12 protein-coding genes are annotated in these 15,771 nt (G+C 45.0%); 3 read left to right on the forward strand and 9 right to left on the reverse strand.

The features are described 5' to 3' along the window. Positions 1 to 147: 147 nt before the first annotated feature. Both glgA and glgB read right to left on the reverse strand, forming a co-directional pair. Positions 148 to 1,590, reverse strand: coding sequence for a glycogen synthase GlgA (glgA, locus tag MKZ13_RS17955; RefSeq protein ID WP_339177090.1), 1,443 nt, complete (start codon positions 1,588 to 1,590; stop codon positions 148 to 150). After that, on the reverse strand, positions 1,587 to 3,593 hold the full coding sequence (gene glgB / locus MKZ13_RS17960) for a 1,4-alpha-glucan branching protein GlgB (protein WP_339177092.1): 2,007 nt from the start codon (positions 3,591 to 3,593) through the stop codon (positions 1,587 to 1,589). Before glgB ends, glgA begins: the two co-directional genes overlap by 4 nt. Before the next feature lie 193 nt (positions 3,594 to 3,786). Here glgB and MKZ13_RS17965 point away from each other — a divergent pair, with 193 nt between their 5' ends. Continuing rightward, the gene (locus MKZ13_RS17965; RefSeq protein ID WP_339177094.1) at positions 3,787 to 5,010 is read left to right on the forward strand and encodes a glucose-1-phosphate adenylyltransferase; all 1,224 of its coding nucleotides are present in this window, start codon (positions 3,787 to 3,789) and stop codon (positions 5,008 to 5,010) included. Positions 5,011 to 5,124: 114 nt separating this feature from the next. Here MKZ13_RS17965 and MKZ13_RS17970 read toward each other — a convergent pair whose 3' ends face one another. The 5 genes from MKZ13_RS17970 to MKZ13_RS17990 all read right to left on the reverse strand — a co-directional run bounded on the left by MKZ13_RS17970 (position 5,125) and on the right by MKZ13_RS17990 (position 10,653). Next, positions 5,125 to 6,624, reverse strand: a complete 1,500-nt coding sequence (locus MKZ13_RS17970; RefSeq protein ID WP_339177097.1) for a HAMP domain-containing sensor histidine kinase — start codon at positions 6,622 to 6,624, stop codon at positions 5,125 to 5,127. Further along, positions 6,621 to 7,319: a response regulator transcription factor gene (locus MKZ13_RS17975; RefSeq protein WP_017688086.1), complete on the reverse strand. Its 699-nt coding sequence runs from the start codon at positions 7,317 to 7,319 to the stop codon at positions 6,621 to 6,623. The genes MKZ13_RS17970 and MKZ13_RS17975 overlap by 4 nt, the downstream gene beginning before the upstream one ends. Continuing rightward, entirely contained in the window at positions 7,312 to 8,637 is a 1,326-nt protein-coding gene (locus tag MKZ13_RS17980; RefSeq protein WP_339177099.1) for a hypothetical protein, read from the reverse strand. The genes MKZ13_RS17975 and MKZ13_RS17980 overlap by 8 nt, the downstream gene beginning before the upstream one ends. Positions 8,638 to 8,653: 16 nt before the next feature. Next, positions 8,654 to 9,379, reverse strand: a complete 726-nt coding sequence (locus tag MKZ13_RS17985; RefSeq protein ID WP_091020744.1) for an ATP-binding cassette domain-containing protein — start codon at positions 9,377 to 9,379, stop codon at positions 8,654 to 8,656. An 83-nt stretch (positions 9,380 to 9,462) separates the two neighbouring features. Then, positions 9,463 to 10,653 (reverse strand): MFS transporter, encoded by a 1,191-nt coding sequence (locus MKZ13_RS17990; RefSeq protein ID WP_339177102.1) that lies wholly within the window; start codon positions 10,651 to 10,653, stop codon positions 9,463 to 9,465. Positions 10,654 to 10,860: 207 nt separating this feature from the next. Between MKZ13_RS17990 and MKZ13_RS17995 the strand changes: the two genes are divergently transcribed. Both MKZ13_RS17995 and MKZ13_RS18000 read left to right on the forward strand, forming a co-directional pair. Next, complete coding sequence (locus MKZ13_RS17995) at positions 10,861 to 11,781, forward strand: helix-turn-helix domain-containing protein (RefSeq protein WP_221821625.1); 921 nt, start codon at positions 10,861 to 10,863, stop codon at positions 11,779 to 11,781. A 49-nt stretch (positions 11,782 to 11,830) separates the two neighbouring features. Continuing rightward, a complete protein-coding gene (locus MKZ13_RS18000; protein ID WP_339177107.1) occupies positions 11,831 to 12,595 on the forward strand; it encodes an HAD family hydrolase in 765 nt (254 codons plus the stop codon). Between the two features lie 35 nt (positions 12,596 to 12,630). On the opposite strand, the gene MKZ13_RS18005 is transcribed toward MKZ13_RS18000, so the two are convergent. Both MKZ13_RS18005 and MKZ13_RS18010 read right to left on the reverse strand, forming a co-directional pair. Next, a complete protein-coding gene (locus MKZ13_RS18005) occupies positions 12,631 to 14,970 on the reverse strand; it encodes a DNA topoisomerase 3 (protein WP_339177109.1) in 2,340 nt (779 codons plus the stop codon). Positions 14,971 to 15,095: 125 nt separating this feature from the next. Then, positions 15,096 to 15,587, reverse strand: a complete 492-nt coding sequence (locus MKZ13_RS18010) for a Fur family transcriptional regulator (protein WP_036613667.1) — start codon at positions 15,585 to 15,587, stop codon at positions 15,096 to 15,098. Positions 15,588 to 15,771 lie beyond the last annotated feature (184 nt).

Genomic DNA, 15,771 nt, shown 5'->3' on the forward strand with positions numbered 1-15,771 from the left:
TTAATTCTGAAGAATCATATAAAAGAAAAGAAAAGAAAAACACTTCCATCGTCTCAGATGATACTTCATTCTGAACTTTGGAAGTGTTTTGTTTATTGGATTGAAAAAAGCCACAGCATGATATGCTGCGACTTTTTCAGGATTGCATTAGTTTACAGGGTCAAGTGTGATCCGACGATAAATGTCCATATATTCTTCAGCAGAGACGTTCCAGCTGTATTCTCCACCCATTGCATTCTTCACGATTTTCTTCCAGTGTTCTGGCTGTTTGTAGATCTCCTCAGCACGCCGAATGGTATTCATCATGTCATGTGCATTAAAGCTTGTGAATGAGAAACCATTCCCTTCTCCAGTAAACTCGTTATATGCCTGAACAGTATCGTTCAGACCGCCTGTTTCCCTTACGAGAGGCACACTACCGTACCGCAGAGCCAGCAGCTGACTAATACCACACGGCTCGAATCTGGATGGCATCAGGAAGATATCACTGCCTGCATAGAACCGACGGGATAACCCGTCGTTGAACTTGATCTGTGCAGACATTTTAAGTGGATAACGATTCGCGGCTTCACGGAACCAGTGTTCATACGCCTGCTCTCCTGTTCCCAGTACCGCGAATTGAATGTCATCATAATATAACAATTCATCCAGGATACGACAGACCAGATCAAGTCCTTTGGAATCCACAAGCCTTGTGACCATGACCATAAGGGGTACATCAGGTCGAACAGGCAAGCCAAGTTCCTTTTGCAGCTCAATTTTGTTTTCCGTTTTTTTGGACAGACTTGTTCTGTATTTCACCGAGATTTTGGTGTCTGTAGCCGGGTTGTAACTCTTGGTATCAATGCCATTTACAATCCCGCTGAATCGATCTCCAAGTGAACTAAGCAGTCCGTCCAGACCGTATCCGTAATAAGATGTTTTCACTTCCTGTGCGTAAGTTGGACTAACGGTTGTTACATGGTCAGCGTAGACAATTCCAGCCTTCAGGAAGTTGACATTACCGTAATACTCGGCTCCATCCACGGTGAAATATCGATCGTCCAGCTCAAGAATATCACTGAATAACTGATGCGGGAATACCCCTTGATACAACAAGTTATGTATAGTGAATACCGTACGAATATCACTGTAAAATGGATCGTGTCTGTAGTGTGCTTCAAGCACCAAAGGAATCATTCCTGCATGCCAGTCATGACTGTGCAGCACGTCAGGCTTGAACTCAATCTGTGGCAACACTTCGAGAACTGCACGGTTGAAGAAGGCGAAACGCTCGCCATCATCCATATAACCGTACACTCCATCACGCCCAAAATAATATTCATTATCCACAAAATATACTGGAATCCCATCATGAACCAGCATTTCTATTCCACAATAAGGTCTCCGCCAGCCAAGAGGCACATCCGTTGTAATTACGGGCTGTAACGCGTCTTTATACTCATCGGGAATCCCCTTGTATTTAGGCATAATCACCCGCACATCTGCCCCGCTCTTCTTCAATGCCAACGGGAGAGCACCGATTACGTCAGCAAGGCCTCCTGTTTTGATAAATGGATGTACTTCAGCAGCAGCAAATAGAATATTCATGCCTTTGTCCTCCTCTTCGGTTTGAGCGTATTGCGTTCATGTTTATTCTTTGTTTTTGAACTGACGGAAGTTATACTCGCAGGTGATTCATCCGTTTTCCGACGCGTGTTCTTTTTTAGAATCACGATGCTAAGCGGAGGCAATACCAATTCGAGACTATGCGGATGCCCATGAAATGGAATCTTTTCGGTAGGCAGTTGCATATCATTAGTAATGCCTGAACCGCCGTAAACGGAATGGTCACTGTTCAGTACTTCGGTATACATACCGGGACGCATGACACCAATCCGGTAACGCTCCCGCTTGACCGGCTGAAAGTTAATGAGCACAAGGAGTGTATCCGCAGGTTTTTTTCCTTTGCGTACGTATGAAATGACACTCTGGTCCTGATCATCCGGAGTGATCCATTCATAACCGTCCAAGGAATGATCAAGCTCCCACAAAGCTTTTTCACTCAAGTACAGGTTAGACAGCTCACGCTCAAACTTATGCAAATTGCGGTGACTGTCATAATCCAGCAAGAACCAGTCCAGTTGATCTTCATCTTTCCATTCGATGAACTGGCCAAAGTCTCCACCCATAAACAACAGCTTTTTCCCTGGGAAAGTCATAAAATAGCCCAGAAAAGCACGCATGCCGGCAAATTTCTGCTCATAGGTTCCTGGCATCTTGTCGAGGAGCGACTTTTTGCCATGAACAACCTCGTCATGTGACAGAGGTAGCACATAATTTTCAGCAAAGGAGTATACGACCGGGAAAGTCAGCAAATGATGTTTGGAAGGACGCTCGTGAAAATCAGATTCAATGTAATCAAGCGTATCGTTCATCCAGCCCATGTTCCATTTGTAGTTGAAGCCCAGACCACCTTCATCTACAGGTAAAGTCACCATTGGCCATGCACTGGATTCTTCAGCCATCATCAATGCATAAGGGAAATACTTGAACACCGTCTCATTCAGCTGCTGCAAAAAAGCTACAGCTTCCTTGTTCTCAAGACCACCTTCATCATTGGTACGATATTGGCCTGGCTGCTTCTCAAAATCAAGCCGAAGCATACTCGTAACCGCATCAACACGGAGTCCGTCAAAATGATACATCTCCATCCAATATAATGCATTGGAGATCAGAAATGAACGAATCTCAGGTTTCGAGTAGTCAAAGCTAAGAGTACCCCAGCCTGGCTTCTCTGCTAACATCGGGTCTGCATACTCATACAAAGGCGTACCATCAAACATACGCAACCCATGAGCATCTTTGGCAAAATGCGCTGGTACCCAATCCAGCAGAACACCAATTCCAGCCTGATGTAGTGTATCCACCAGATACATCAGATCTTTGGGCTGTCCGTAACGGCTTGTTGGAGCGTAAAATCCAGTGTTTTGGTATCCCCACGAAAGATCATAAGGATGCTCACTAAGAGGCATCATCTCAACATGTGTATATTTCATTTCCAATAAGTAAGGAACAAGTAAATCAGCCATCTCTCGGTAACTATAGAGGTTTCCGTCTTCTTTGCGCTTCCAGGTTCCCATATGCATTTCATAAATATGTAGGGGTTTATTATACAGCCCGCGTTGTTTGCGTCTCCAGGCTCCATCATTCCATTTGTACCCTTCGATTGAACTGGTGACAGAGGCTGTCTGAGGTCGAACCTCCGCATGAAACGCATAAGGATCGGCTTTGAGCAATTCTGTTCCGTCTTCCGTTAATATACGGAACTTGTATAAAGTTCCTTCACTAATTTCCGGAAAAAAACGACTCCAAAATCCTGATTCGGGTATCTTATATAAAGGTTCCTTTTCACCTTTCCATCCATTACGGTCCAGAGCCAATCCTACTTCTGCGGCATTTGGTGCCCACACGGTAAAGCGATACCCCTGACGGCCATCGCAGATCTCAGGCTGTGCGCCCAAAATTCGATAACTGTGATGAAGGTTACCTTCATGAAATAAATAAATATGCTCCGGCAATATGTCCGGGTGTGCCAACGGTTGAATGGCCAAGAGATCACCTTCTTCTCAAGAAAATAGATATAACAGTAACCATTACCCCATTCTAGCCAAGTTGAAAAGAAAAATGCGGTGTCTTAGAAAATGTTGTCTTTTTTCTGAATTTTTACAGTAACAATCGTTTCATCTGCTCTACTTTGCGTTAATGATGTACTACAATGCACAATATTTTGGGAGGGAAACGATTATGTTTAATAAAGATTGCATCGCTATGCTGTTGGCGGGAGGAGAAGGGAAGCGATTAGCCCCTTTAACCTCAAGTATCGCAAAACCCGCTGTACCGTTTGGCGGGCACTACCGGATCATCGATTTTCCTCTCAGTAACTGCGTAAACTCAGGGATCGATACTGTAGGCGTATTAACGCAGTACCAAGCGGAATCTTTGCATGATCACATTGGTCAAGGCGAACCATGGGGACATGGTAACTCAAGTCAGGCAGGAATTTCCTTACTTCCATCTTATCATACAGGAAATGACGAATACTTGGGAACGGCGGATGCTATTTATAAAAATATTGACTATATTGATCAGCAAAACCCCGAAAATGTTCTAATTTTGTCGGGTGATCATATTTATCATATGAATTATCGCGAGATGTTGGAGGCTCATAAGGCTAATAATGCAGCAGCAACGATTTCAGTAATGGAAGTTCCATGGGATGAAGCACATCGCTTCGGTATTATGGCTGCTGATGAGAATTTACGTGTAACCGAGTTTGCCGAGAAACCGGCTGAACCAAAAAGTAATCTGGCTTCAATGGGCATTTACATGTTCAAATGGGATTATCTGAAACGCCATCTCTTGGAAGATGCTGCTAACCCTGAATCCAGCCATGACTTCGGTAAAGATGTTATTCCTCAAATGTTGAACGAAAATAATCCCCTCTTTGTCTATAACTTTAATGGTTATTGGAAAGACGTAGGTACGGTTAAGAGCCTTTGGGATGCACATATGGATCTGTTACACAACGACGAAGACTGGAGTCTGCAAAAAGAAAACTGGCCGATGTTTACTCGCGACTGGCGCTCCAAGCCAAGTGCTTACAAAGCAAGACATACAAAGATCGAACATGTTACTTCCATGATTCACGATTCTTGTGCAATCGAAGGTCGTTCGGAGCGTTCCGTTATCTTCTGCGGTGCAGAAGTGGGTAAAGGCTCTGAGGTTAAAGACAGTGTCGTTATGCCTAACGCACGCATAGGCCGTGGGGTTCACATCGAACGCGCCATCATCGGTGAAGGGGCAATAATCAAGGACGGTGCAATTGTTAAAGGTACGGCAGATGAAATTGTTGTCGTTGGACCTAATGAGATCGTCTCTGCCAAACCGGCTGTCCGCACGCAACCTGTTCGTTTGAAAGAAGTATATGAGAAAAGTGGGCGCCTGCGCACAGGTGAACTTTCTTCATAAGAATATGCAAAAAAGGTGAGCCTTGAATGGCTCACCTTTTTTGTGTTGATATGGATGTTATAAAGCTTAACATGCTCGAGGGTCAGGTAGAAAAATCTCTTATCTTTTAAAACCTTAAGACTTTTCTATATCCGATTTTGTATCGCTTGCTGTTATCTCATCTGTGACTTCAGCAACACCAGACGCGGTTATAGATTCTTCTGGACCCATCTCCTCAGACACAGCCGGTAACGTAACCGTAACGGTTGTACCAGATCCAAGTTCACTCTGCATCGTGATCGTTCCCTCGTGCAGTTCTACCAGTTCTTGTGTAATTGCAAGACCCAGTCCCGTTCCCCCATTTTGATGATTTACCTGGAAGAAGCGGTCCCGTACTTTGATTAGATGTTCTTCACTAATTCCGATACCGGTGTCCTGAACAGCTGCAATGATCTGACCATTTTCCTCTTTAACGGACAAGAAGATCCAGGAATTCTCATGTGAAAATTTGATCGCATTATCCACAATGTTTAAGAAGACTTGTTTCAGTCTGTTGCCGTCTCCATGGACATTATAAGCACGTGTCTCGTCCGTTTCCAACTTGAGATGGACCTGTTTTTGTTCCGCTTTGGCCCAGACATTCAACATCGTTTCCTGTACAATTTCACGAATGTTGACCGTTCCTTTAACCAGCTTCATCTGATTCTGCTGTAATTTGGAGAAATCCAGCATCTCTTCAACAAGTCCAATCAGTCGTTCGGTTTCCTTGGAAATGATGCCCATACCGATACGGGTCTCTTCCGGATCATAACCGCCTGAGTCCAGTGTCTCGCTCCAGCCCTTAATACTGGTCAGAGGTGTCCTTAATTCATGTGAGATCGAAGAGATAAAATCATCTTTGATCTGATTACTGCGCACAATCTCATGTGCCATGAAGTTAAGTGTTGATGCCAATTCGCCCAGTTCGTGCTTATAATTCCCTTTAACCCTGACATCCAGCCGTCCTCTGGCCATTTGGGCAGATACTGCGGTGATGTTGTTAATTGGACGTACAATGGAATTTGCCATACCAACGCTGATGATCAATACTATAGCAAGCACGCCAACACCGACCGCAGCGGCGAGTAGTCCCATATTCAACAGCTTTGAATTCACATCTTCGAGTGAAGTCAGATATCGAATAACATAAGTATTTTCGCCGCCCAGATCAAACTTGTGTGAAACGGCCATGACGGATTCTCCAGTACCTGGTTGTCTTCCAATCCAGCGTCCCATATCCCCATTCAGAGCCTGCATAATATCACTGGTTTGCAGCACAGCACGGTCAGATTCAAAAGCAGTCGAACTCGCCAATACGCGCCCGTTCAGATCCAAAATTTCCAATTCAGTATTGGACAATGCCAAGTTCACAAGGAGTCTAGATAGATTATTGCCATCCTCCGTAGTATTCTCACGAGCGATTGGCTCGAAAAAGTCCTTTGAATTAGAAATGTGGGTACTAATCGTATTGTAGATACTCTCATAATAATACCTTTGAACTGCCAACATAAATACGAATTCGACCAACAGCAGAGCGAGAAAAACTACAAAGAAATAATGTAGTACGATCTGCCGAGTAATGCCTTTTTTAATCATTGCTCCCGGCCCTTCCATTTGTACCCGTGACCCCATACTGTCTGCAGGTATTCGGGCTCGGAAGGATTGTTCTCAATTTTCTGACGCAGACGACGAATGTTGACATCCACAATTTTTGGATCACCCATGTACTCTTTTCCCCATACATGATCTAACAATACATCGCGGCTGAGCGGTGTATTTTCTTTTTCCAGGAAAAACTGAATCAAGGAAAACTCCGTTGGAGTCAACTCAATGGCTTCATTCTGTTTCTTGAATTGCTTCGAGATCAGATCCAGTGAAAATGGCCCAGACTGGAACGTAACCTTTGCCGCAGTTTCCCGATGCACGTTCACACGGCGTAATAATGACTGAATACGTGCAATCAACTCTGTTGGGCTGAAAGGCTTGCTGACATGATCATCTGCACCAACGGAGAGAGCATACACTTTATCCTGTTCCTGAACTTTCGCGGTCAAAAAGATGATGCCCAGACGTTCATTAGTTTCACGGATGCGTCGACAGACCTCAAATCCATCAATACCAGGTACCATGACATCCAGTAGAGCCAGATCAATATCCGGTACTGTCTGCAGTATGCGGAGCGCTTCATGGCCGTCACCCGCCTCAAGCACTTCGAATCCGTTTCTCTTTAAATTAATCACTATAAAACTGCGGATGGATTCTTCATCCTCAAGAATAAGTACTTTACTCATTAAGTTCTCCCTTTCTATTCAGCTGAGAAGTATTGCTTAGTGCATCTTTACCCGCCTCTGATTGTGCTACTCGTGAAGCAATAACCCGATCTTTGGTACGCGTAATTTCCTTCCAGCTTTTACCCTTCTCCTGCTCCCACTTGGAAAGGGTGAAATATTTGATCTCTGCCACGGTTTCGTCCGTATCAATCATTTTAAATCGAATATATTTTTCCTTCTCCGATTTGGTGTCAATAGTAATCTTACCGTACCATTCTGGTTTGAGATTTAGATGAAATAAATCAGCGTCATCCCGGAATTGGAACGAGACAAATTTCTTGCCTTCTTTACCATCCCATTGGTAATAGGTATAGAACCACAACCTGGAGTCAAAAACATAATGCTCCCAGCCTTTCGGAGTCTCTTTAAGTCCAAACTCAATAATACCATCATTATCGACATCACCGCTTAAAATTTTGTCATCTCTATACGTTTGATCCGGTGATTTAAAAGCATTGACTAACTTGTTATCCTTAACATACATAATTTGCGAGAAGGAACTCCGATCATCCAGCTCAGCATCCAGTACAATGCCCATCTGTCCTTCGGCGATCTCTCCGCCCAGCGCATTATAAACTTCTTTAACGGTATAATCGGTCTGCACCCGATCCACTTCCTTGAAGCTGCCATCTTCGTACTGGTATAACGCAATCGTTGCAAAACCGCTGTTGTTCAGCGAAATGATAACAAAATCACTCTTGCCATCCCCACTTAAATCCAGCGTGTTCCCCTGCGCATTATCAATAATATATTGATTATACGGAACTCCACCCAAGACCTGCTCCAGTGCCCCGCCCTTGTAGGAATATGCAGTCAGGGCCTTCTGCTCCTGCAGACTTACACCAAGAATAATATCCGGATTTCCGTCATTCGTAATATCCAATACTTTAAAGGATTGCAGCTCATTTCCCGGCACATCAAATGTAAGCTTTTTAACCCATGTGCCTCCCTGCTCTTCCAAAATCATGCCATGGATTCGCACATTCTCATTTGGTGTCTCATAAAAAACAATCGCTTCCCGAGTTCCATCCCCATTCAGGTCTTCTACTCGAATCATACTGGTGTTATTCATATCCTTGGGACGAATCAACGTGCTCTCTGGCGGCAGTTTAACCTGAACCACGTTGTACAGTTTCTCCTTATCAGTGGACATCATTGGTTTTCTCATCAAACCTTTGGGGTCACTTATGACTGTGCATCCGCTTAGAACAGAACCAAGCATGATCGCCATTGTTCCTGCTGCTACAAAGCGTCCCCACCGTGAATTAAACAATCTCATCACTCTTTTCAATAGTTTAAATCTGGTTTTTTTCTTGCTGTGTCAATCTCCGTCCACGAATATCAAAAGCAATCTTGCCGTCTGCCAATCCCCAGATTCGCGTGGCATGTTTCTCAGCAAGTTCAATAGGCAATACTGCAATGACTGTTGCACGTTCTTCTTCACATAATTTGCGCAGCGTTTCCAGCACCGAATCTGCTGTGTGCGGGTCAAGACCAATCACTGGTTCATCAGCCAAAACCACTTTGGCACCATGAGCAAGTGCTCTTGCAATGGCAACACGCTGCTTCTCGCCACCACTGAGCTTCTCTGCTATTTGATGTGCTTTATCAAGTAATCCCAATCCTTCGAGATAATCCATAGCACCCATATAATCATCTGAACGTACCATACCGGTTACCATTCTCCATACAGGAGTCTGACCCGATCGTCCGATTAATACATTTTTAAGAGCCGTACGTCTGGGAAATAGTTCTGGATTCTGTTCCAAGTATGCCCATTCCCGTTTGATTTTCCGTTTTCCGGACCAGCCTTCTTTCAAAATCTCGGCGCCATCCACCGTAAACCGGCCGGAATCCCATTTCTCCATCATAGCCAGACATTTGAGCAGCATGCTTTTACCGCTACCGCTTGAACCAACTACAGCTATCATCTCACCTTGTTGCATATCAAATCGAATATCCCGTAGAACGGGAACGCGGTCCACGCCAACGGATTTACTCAAGTTCTCTACTCTGATCATCGCGATGTCTCCTCTTGTCCATGTTTTTCCCTACCACTAGTGTACTCGGAAATGGACATCAATTTCCATGCGAACACCAGCTTCTATTTTAACACAGATTCGAACTCCGGTTTACGACGAAATAATATACCTGCCACGCCAAAAAGAAGATACATGATTCCGAGCAAGGTGAACATGCTTCCGGGTGAAATCCAGTTGATCATCTGACCACCCAGATTCGGTCCAATAATACTTCCAATCGTGAAATGAAAGGAAGCCACAACGTTGGCTGCAGGCAGCAACACTTTAGGCAAAATATCTGCGGCATAGGCCAGGCCCAGCGAAAAAAAGGAACCGACCAGGCCACCTGCGATTGTTAACAATACAAGCGTCCACCAGAAATGCGTACCTGCGACGGGAACCAGCATGAAGATGATCCCCCCACTGATTCCCGCAAACATCAATATCTTTTTACGCCCATACCGGTCACTCAGCATCCCCAGAGGCAATTGAAGGAACAAACCTCCAATCCCAATAAAGGGAAGCAACGACGAAATCTGATCGGTGTCGAACCCAATACGCAGGCCATACACGGGGAAGTTACTATTCATGCCGGCCTCCATATATCCGTATAGAAGAGCAGGTAACAGTGCGTACCAAGCCCATGCCAGACTACGACGGAAGCGCCGTTCAGGAAGCTGGCCATGCTCTGCTTTTTCCGGCTTTGTATTCGGAAGCTTCATTAATACCAGTATAAGTACTGCTGCCATACATACGAACAATACCCAGAAAGGGACAGCATCACCAAAGCCAAGCAGCTTAATTCCCAGCGGACCAATACTGAATCCCAGCCCGTAGGACATGCCATATAGCGATATGTAGCGCCCACGTTTCTCAGGTGCCGTAACAAGCAGTACCCAGAGCTGAGCCGCATAGTGAAGTGCGCTGTCTCCTATTCCAACGATCAGACGCAATATGAACCATATTTTAATATCTGGTAAATACGGAAATAGTATTAAAGGGACCATGACTAATATCAGGCCACCCACAATCAGCTTTTTGAACCCGAATGCACCTAGTAGTCGCTCCGCAACGAGAGTCATGGCAAAAGAGCCAACGTACAACGCGGCGGCGTTTAATCCGTTCAAACCTGGTGAAACCCCTTTTTGCTCCAAAAAAATCGAAAGCACAGGCAGCAAAAGCCCCTGACTAATTCCAGCTACCACAATAACCGTAATCAAAATCAGATAGTTGGCTGTCGAGTGTGATAGTTTGGGGCGAGTAATCGATGACACGAATTCATTCCTCCTGCGAGCACACAAAGAAAAATCGCCATCGCTGACGACTTTCGTATGGTATACATATGGTTTTGAACTGCTATTCATAGTCGGGGCTTTGCCCCGGACTTGAACATTATAGTGGACAACGCCCTGCAAAACAAGCCATAATGGTACTTAAGTCGCTGCGTACACTTAGATGTGACGGGAGGATTCTGCAACAATATGGCTTATCATGTGAAAATTGATGTTTCACCGATATATGAAATGCTCAACAGCTTTCTGGTTTATGTTACGAAAAAATGGATTCAGCATCTGGATATAGGTCCTGAATGGATTCTGGAAGTGGAAGGCAAACTAAGTTCCAATGTACGAGCTGCGCTCGCACCTGCTGCCACTTGGCCTTTTGATGATTTTGATGTCCTGTTTGCATGGGCTGCGTATCAAAATGATACGAAGGAGAATCAAGAGTTTCTGGACATGCTTGCCGGAATGACAGCGGATGACCTGTATGCACGTGTGTCTCCTCTTCTGCCCGCCCTTACCATAGAAGAATCTACGCGTATTCGGAACAGCTATGTCCCATTATTGCGACTATGGGATCAACACTACTGTCAGAATATAAGTGAAGATCAGCGTGTATGGCTCGAAGAAGATGCTGAAGAAAAACGCGTTTTGCTTGAAAAAATGGGATCTGAACTGCTCATTGAATATGCTACAGCTGGCGTTCTTGTTGAACCGATGCCTGGACTAAACGAAGTCATCCTGTTTCCAACGGTGCATAACCGCCCTATTAATATGTACTGCTTCTATGAGGGTATGATGATCATGCAGTATCCCGTAGATGCACCTGAAGAGAACGAAGACCAACCACCAACATGCCTTTTACGTTTCACCCATGCACTGGCTGATCCTGAAAGACTTCGCCTGCTTCGTTACGTATCGGATGAACCCAAATCCCTCGCTGAGATGTGTGAAGAATTGGGTAAAGATGAAGACACGGTCAAAGATCAGGTTATGGCGTTGCGCATCGCAGGTCTGCTTCGAACCCATCTGCTGGGAAGTAATCGTAAAGAGAAATACAGTATTCGTCCGGATGGCGTATCTGAATTGAATATGTTCCTGGAATCCTATATTCGCATATAATTTAGTTGAACCATTGTGGAGTTACTGGCAACAAGGAGTGAGTTAGATCATGAAAATAATGAAACAACATATTATGTTTGACCTTGATGATACACTCGTATATTGCAACAAATACTTCAACCTGGTTTTGGGAGAATTCTTTGAGAATATGCAAGAGTGGTTTGATGGACATTCTCTGACAACACAAGAGATTCGGGAAAAACAACTGGAGATTGATGTAACCGGAGTGAACAAGCTTGGCTTTGCGAGTCATCATTTCCCGCAATCCCTGATTGACACCTATCGTTATTTCTCCGGCAAGTTCGCCAGATTAACCTCTCCCAGAGAAGAGTCTTATCTGAGCAAGTTGGGTATGAGTGTGTACGATCAGGAGGTTGAACCCTACCCTCATATGGTTGAAACGCTTGAGAACCTTAAAGGTGCTGGACATTCCCTTTACTTATATACCGGCGGCGAAACCGTGATTCAGCAGCGCAAGATTGATCAGATGAAGCTCTCGGCTTATTTTGATGATCGGATCTATATCCGACAACACAAAAACGTCGAGGCACTGGAAGGCATTCTGTCTAATGGACCGTTTGATCGTCGTGCAACGTGGATGATCGGTAACTCACTGCGGACAGACATTATGCCCGCGGTAAAAGCCGGAATTCACAGCATTTATATCAAACAACCAAATGAATGGCAATACAACATCGTAGATCTTCAACCTAATCCGGAAACATCGATGTATACCATCACTGCACTGGAAGAGGTACCAAAAGTCATACACGAAAATATACAACAGCAGCAACAGAAAAGGACCCTTGGTTAAGGGTCCTTTTGCTGTATGTTAACTGTTAACTAAGATCAAGCATCCTGCTTCTCACCAGATAATTTGCCTGTTACTACGTCCTGTAAAATAATCCGTGCTTTCACCGTACTCCCGTCTTTTCGTTTGAACGACAGTACTTGTGTACTCCCCTTCTCAATCAGCGATTTTAACATCGTACTGGTGATTTTTTTACCCGCATACTCTTTCCAGACCACGAATGAACAGCCTTCCTTGAAACGTGAGCATCCATAACCCTTCTTGCCCTCTATAATCTGACCTGTACAGCCTGGAGAAGGACAAGGTGCCAGTAACTCTCTCACTCCGGTTGGGCTCGCTGTTGAAGATGATGCCTTGGTGGTCGTGCTTTTCCCACTGCCCGCTCTGGACGAAGATGCCGTAGTCTGACGGGACGTTTTTACAGCGGAACCACCACTAGCCGTCTTGGCAGATGTCCTTGTATTGCCGGCCTGGGTCCTCGCTCCTTTACCTTTCCCCCTGCCTGCCCGTGAATCTTCCCCAAAAGCATCTGCTGGGGCTGGGGCTTGTACACGCACTTTCTCAATGATGGACAAGGTGAATTTCTTGACGTTCTCCATGAACTTGTCCTGACCCGCCTCACCTTTGGAAATCTGATATAACCTTCTTTCCCATTGCCCGGTCATCTCAGGTGAAGTTAACAAGTCTACGCCTGCACGGCGAATCAACTCAATAGCTGTTCTGCCTTTGAGCGTTAACTGCATTTTCTTCCCTTGCAGCGTAATGTAACCTACGTTTTTGAGACGCTCAATTGTAGCCGCACGTGTAGCCGGAGTACCTAGACCACTATCTTTCATCGCGTCTCGCAGCTCTTCATTCTCGATCTGCTTGCCTGCACTTTCCATCGCTTTCAGCAATGTTCCCTCGGTATAACTTTTGGGAGGCTGGGTCGCTTTCTCCTTGAACTCACTCTTCGTACATTGAACAGGCAATTCAGGTTGTACAGCAAAAGCCTTGTCCGTCCACTCTTCGGCTTCTTCTTCCTCATTGCCGTTTTTCTTGCTCTTCTTCTTGCCTGCACCGCCCTGTTCCTGATCTCCAGAACCAAGAACCACTTTCCATCCGAGGGACAGCAGCTCTTTGACAGATGTCTTAAACTGATGTTTCTCCACTTCGGTGAGCACGGTATGTTGCTTATACTCCGCCGGAGGATAAAAGTGAGACAAGAAACGTCTTACAATCAAATCATAGATGTTCTGCTCATCCTTGGATAAGGTACCTGGTCGCTTCAAAGTAGGTAGGATCGCATGGTGATCCTCAACCCTGCTCGGATTACATACCCCTTTATTATTCTTATGAACAAGCTCTGGCTTGGCCCCTTGCGCAAGCTCACTATAGGTACCATTTTTAAGCAGGTTTAGTGTTTTGTGCATACCTTCAATATTCTGTTCTGTAACATAGTTGGAGTTTGTCCGCGGATACGAAATCACCTTGTGTTTTTCATACAAGGCCTGTGCGATATCCAGTGTTTTTTTGGCACCATATCCAAACTTGGCATTGGCTTCACGCTGTAAAAGGGTCAGGTCATACAAACGATACGGATACTCCTTCGTCTGCTTCGCTTCGTATTTGGTAATTTGCCCTGTCTTGCCCTTCACACTGGCTGCAATGGCCTCTGCTGCCTCCGCATCGGTCAACTTATCTCCCTGACGCAGTCCCCGGTACTCGACACCTTCCTGCCGAAACCAGGCGGCTACTTCATAAAAGGTCTGTGACTGGAATGCTTCAATCTCTATTTCCCGATCGTAGATTAGCGCGAGTACCGGCGTCTGAACACGGCCTACAGACAACAATGCATTATGGCGGGTTGTAAACGCCCGTGAGGCATTCATCCCGATCAGCCAATCGGCTTCACTTCTGGCGCGAGCAGCATGGGTCAGATTTTCAAATTCAGAGGCATCCTTCAGACCATCAAAACCACGTCTAATGCTCTCTGCCGTCAAATCCGATATCCATAAACGCTTTACAGGCTGGCGCAGCTTCAATTGCTGTTGTATGAGGGCGAAGATGTACTGACCTTCTCTCCCTGCATCGCAAGCATTAACGATCGCTGAAGCCCGTTTTGCCAGTTCTCCAATCATTTTAAGCTGATCTTTAGTCCTCGGATTGGGTACAATCTTGAACTGATCGGGTATAATCGGCAGATCCGCTATATTCCAGCGTTTGTACTTTGTATCATAGGCATCCGGTTCAGCCAGTCCAAGCAAATGCCCTATCGCCCAAGTGATGATGTAATGCTCACCCTCCAGATATGTGCGATTATTCTTGGCCTTTGGTTCTATGACGGCGGCAATGGTTCGACCCATGTCGGGTTTTTCCGCTATAACCAGTGTCTTCATCCGTCCATCTCTCCTCCTTCACCGTCCGCATGACGGCAAAAAGGGGCATTCCGCCGACGGAAGCCCCTTGCTTCTGAAACTCATTATATCAGATTTTGGATTCGGGAGCACCTTCCCGAAATGAATTATCCTGCTGCCTGTTCCTTTAATACATGTTTTTGTCTGCACTCTTTGCATACACCCTGGAAATCCAGACGATGATCCGTAACAGCAAAGCCATACTGACGCTCGATTTGTTGTTCCAAACGAAGCAGACCATCTTCCATAATCTCTTCCACTTTACCACATTCTGTACAGATCAAATGATGGTGGTGATGGGAACCGTCTGTACTTCGCAGATCAAAGCGCGCAGCGCCGTCACCAAAGTTAATCTTTTCAACGACCTGAAGGTCACTCAGCAGTTCGAGAGTGCGGTATACGGTAGCCAATCCAATCTCAGGGAACTGCTCCTTAACCAGCAGGAATACTTCCTCTGCGCTAAAATGATCCTTCTCATGTTCAAGCAATACACGTACAGTAACTTCTCGTTGTTGTGTTAACTTATATCCTTTTTCAACCAATTGATTTTTAATGTGAAAGATCTGTTCTGAAATGGACTTGTCCCGGTTACTTGCCATAGCAGGTCGCACCTCCGGTTTATATTCATTAAATTTTACTTTTAACGTACGAATTTCTTGGTTTCAGTGAATCCTTATTTATAATCATTATAATATAATAATAAATCTTTATCACTTAAAAAGCAATGCTATTGCTCACACTTACGTGAAATATGTAGTCTTTTCTATTCAATAGACAGCAAAC

The sequence above is a fragment of the Paenibacillus sp. FSL R5-0701 genome, from assembly GCF_037973995.1.
Taxonomy (GTDB): Bacteria; Bacillota; Bacilli; order Paenibacillales; family Paenibacillaceae; genus Paenibacillus.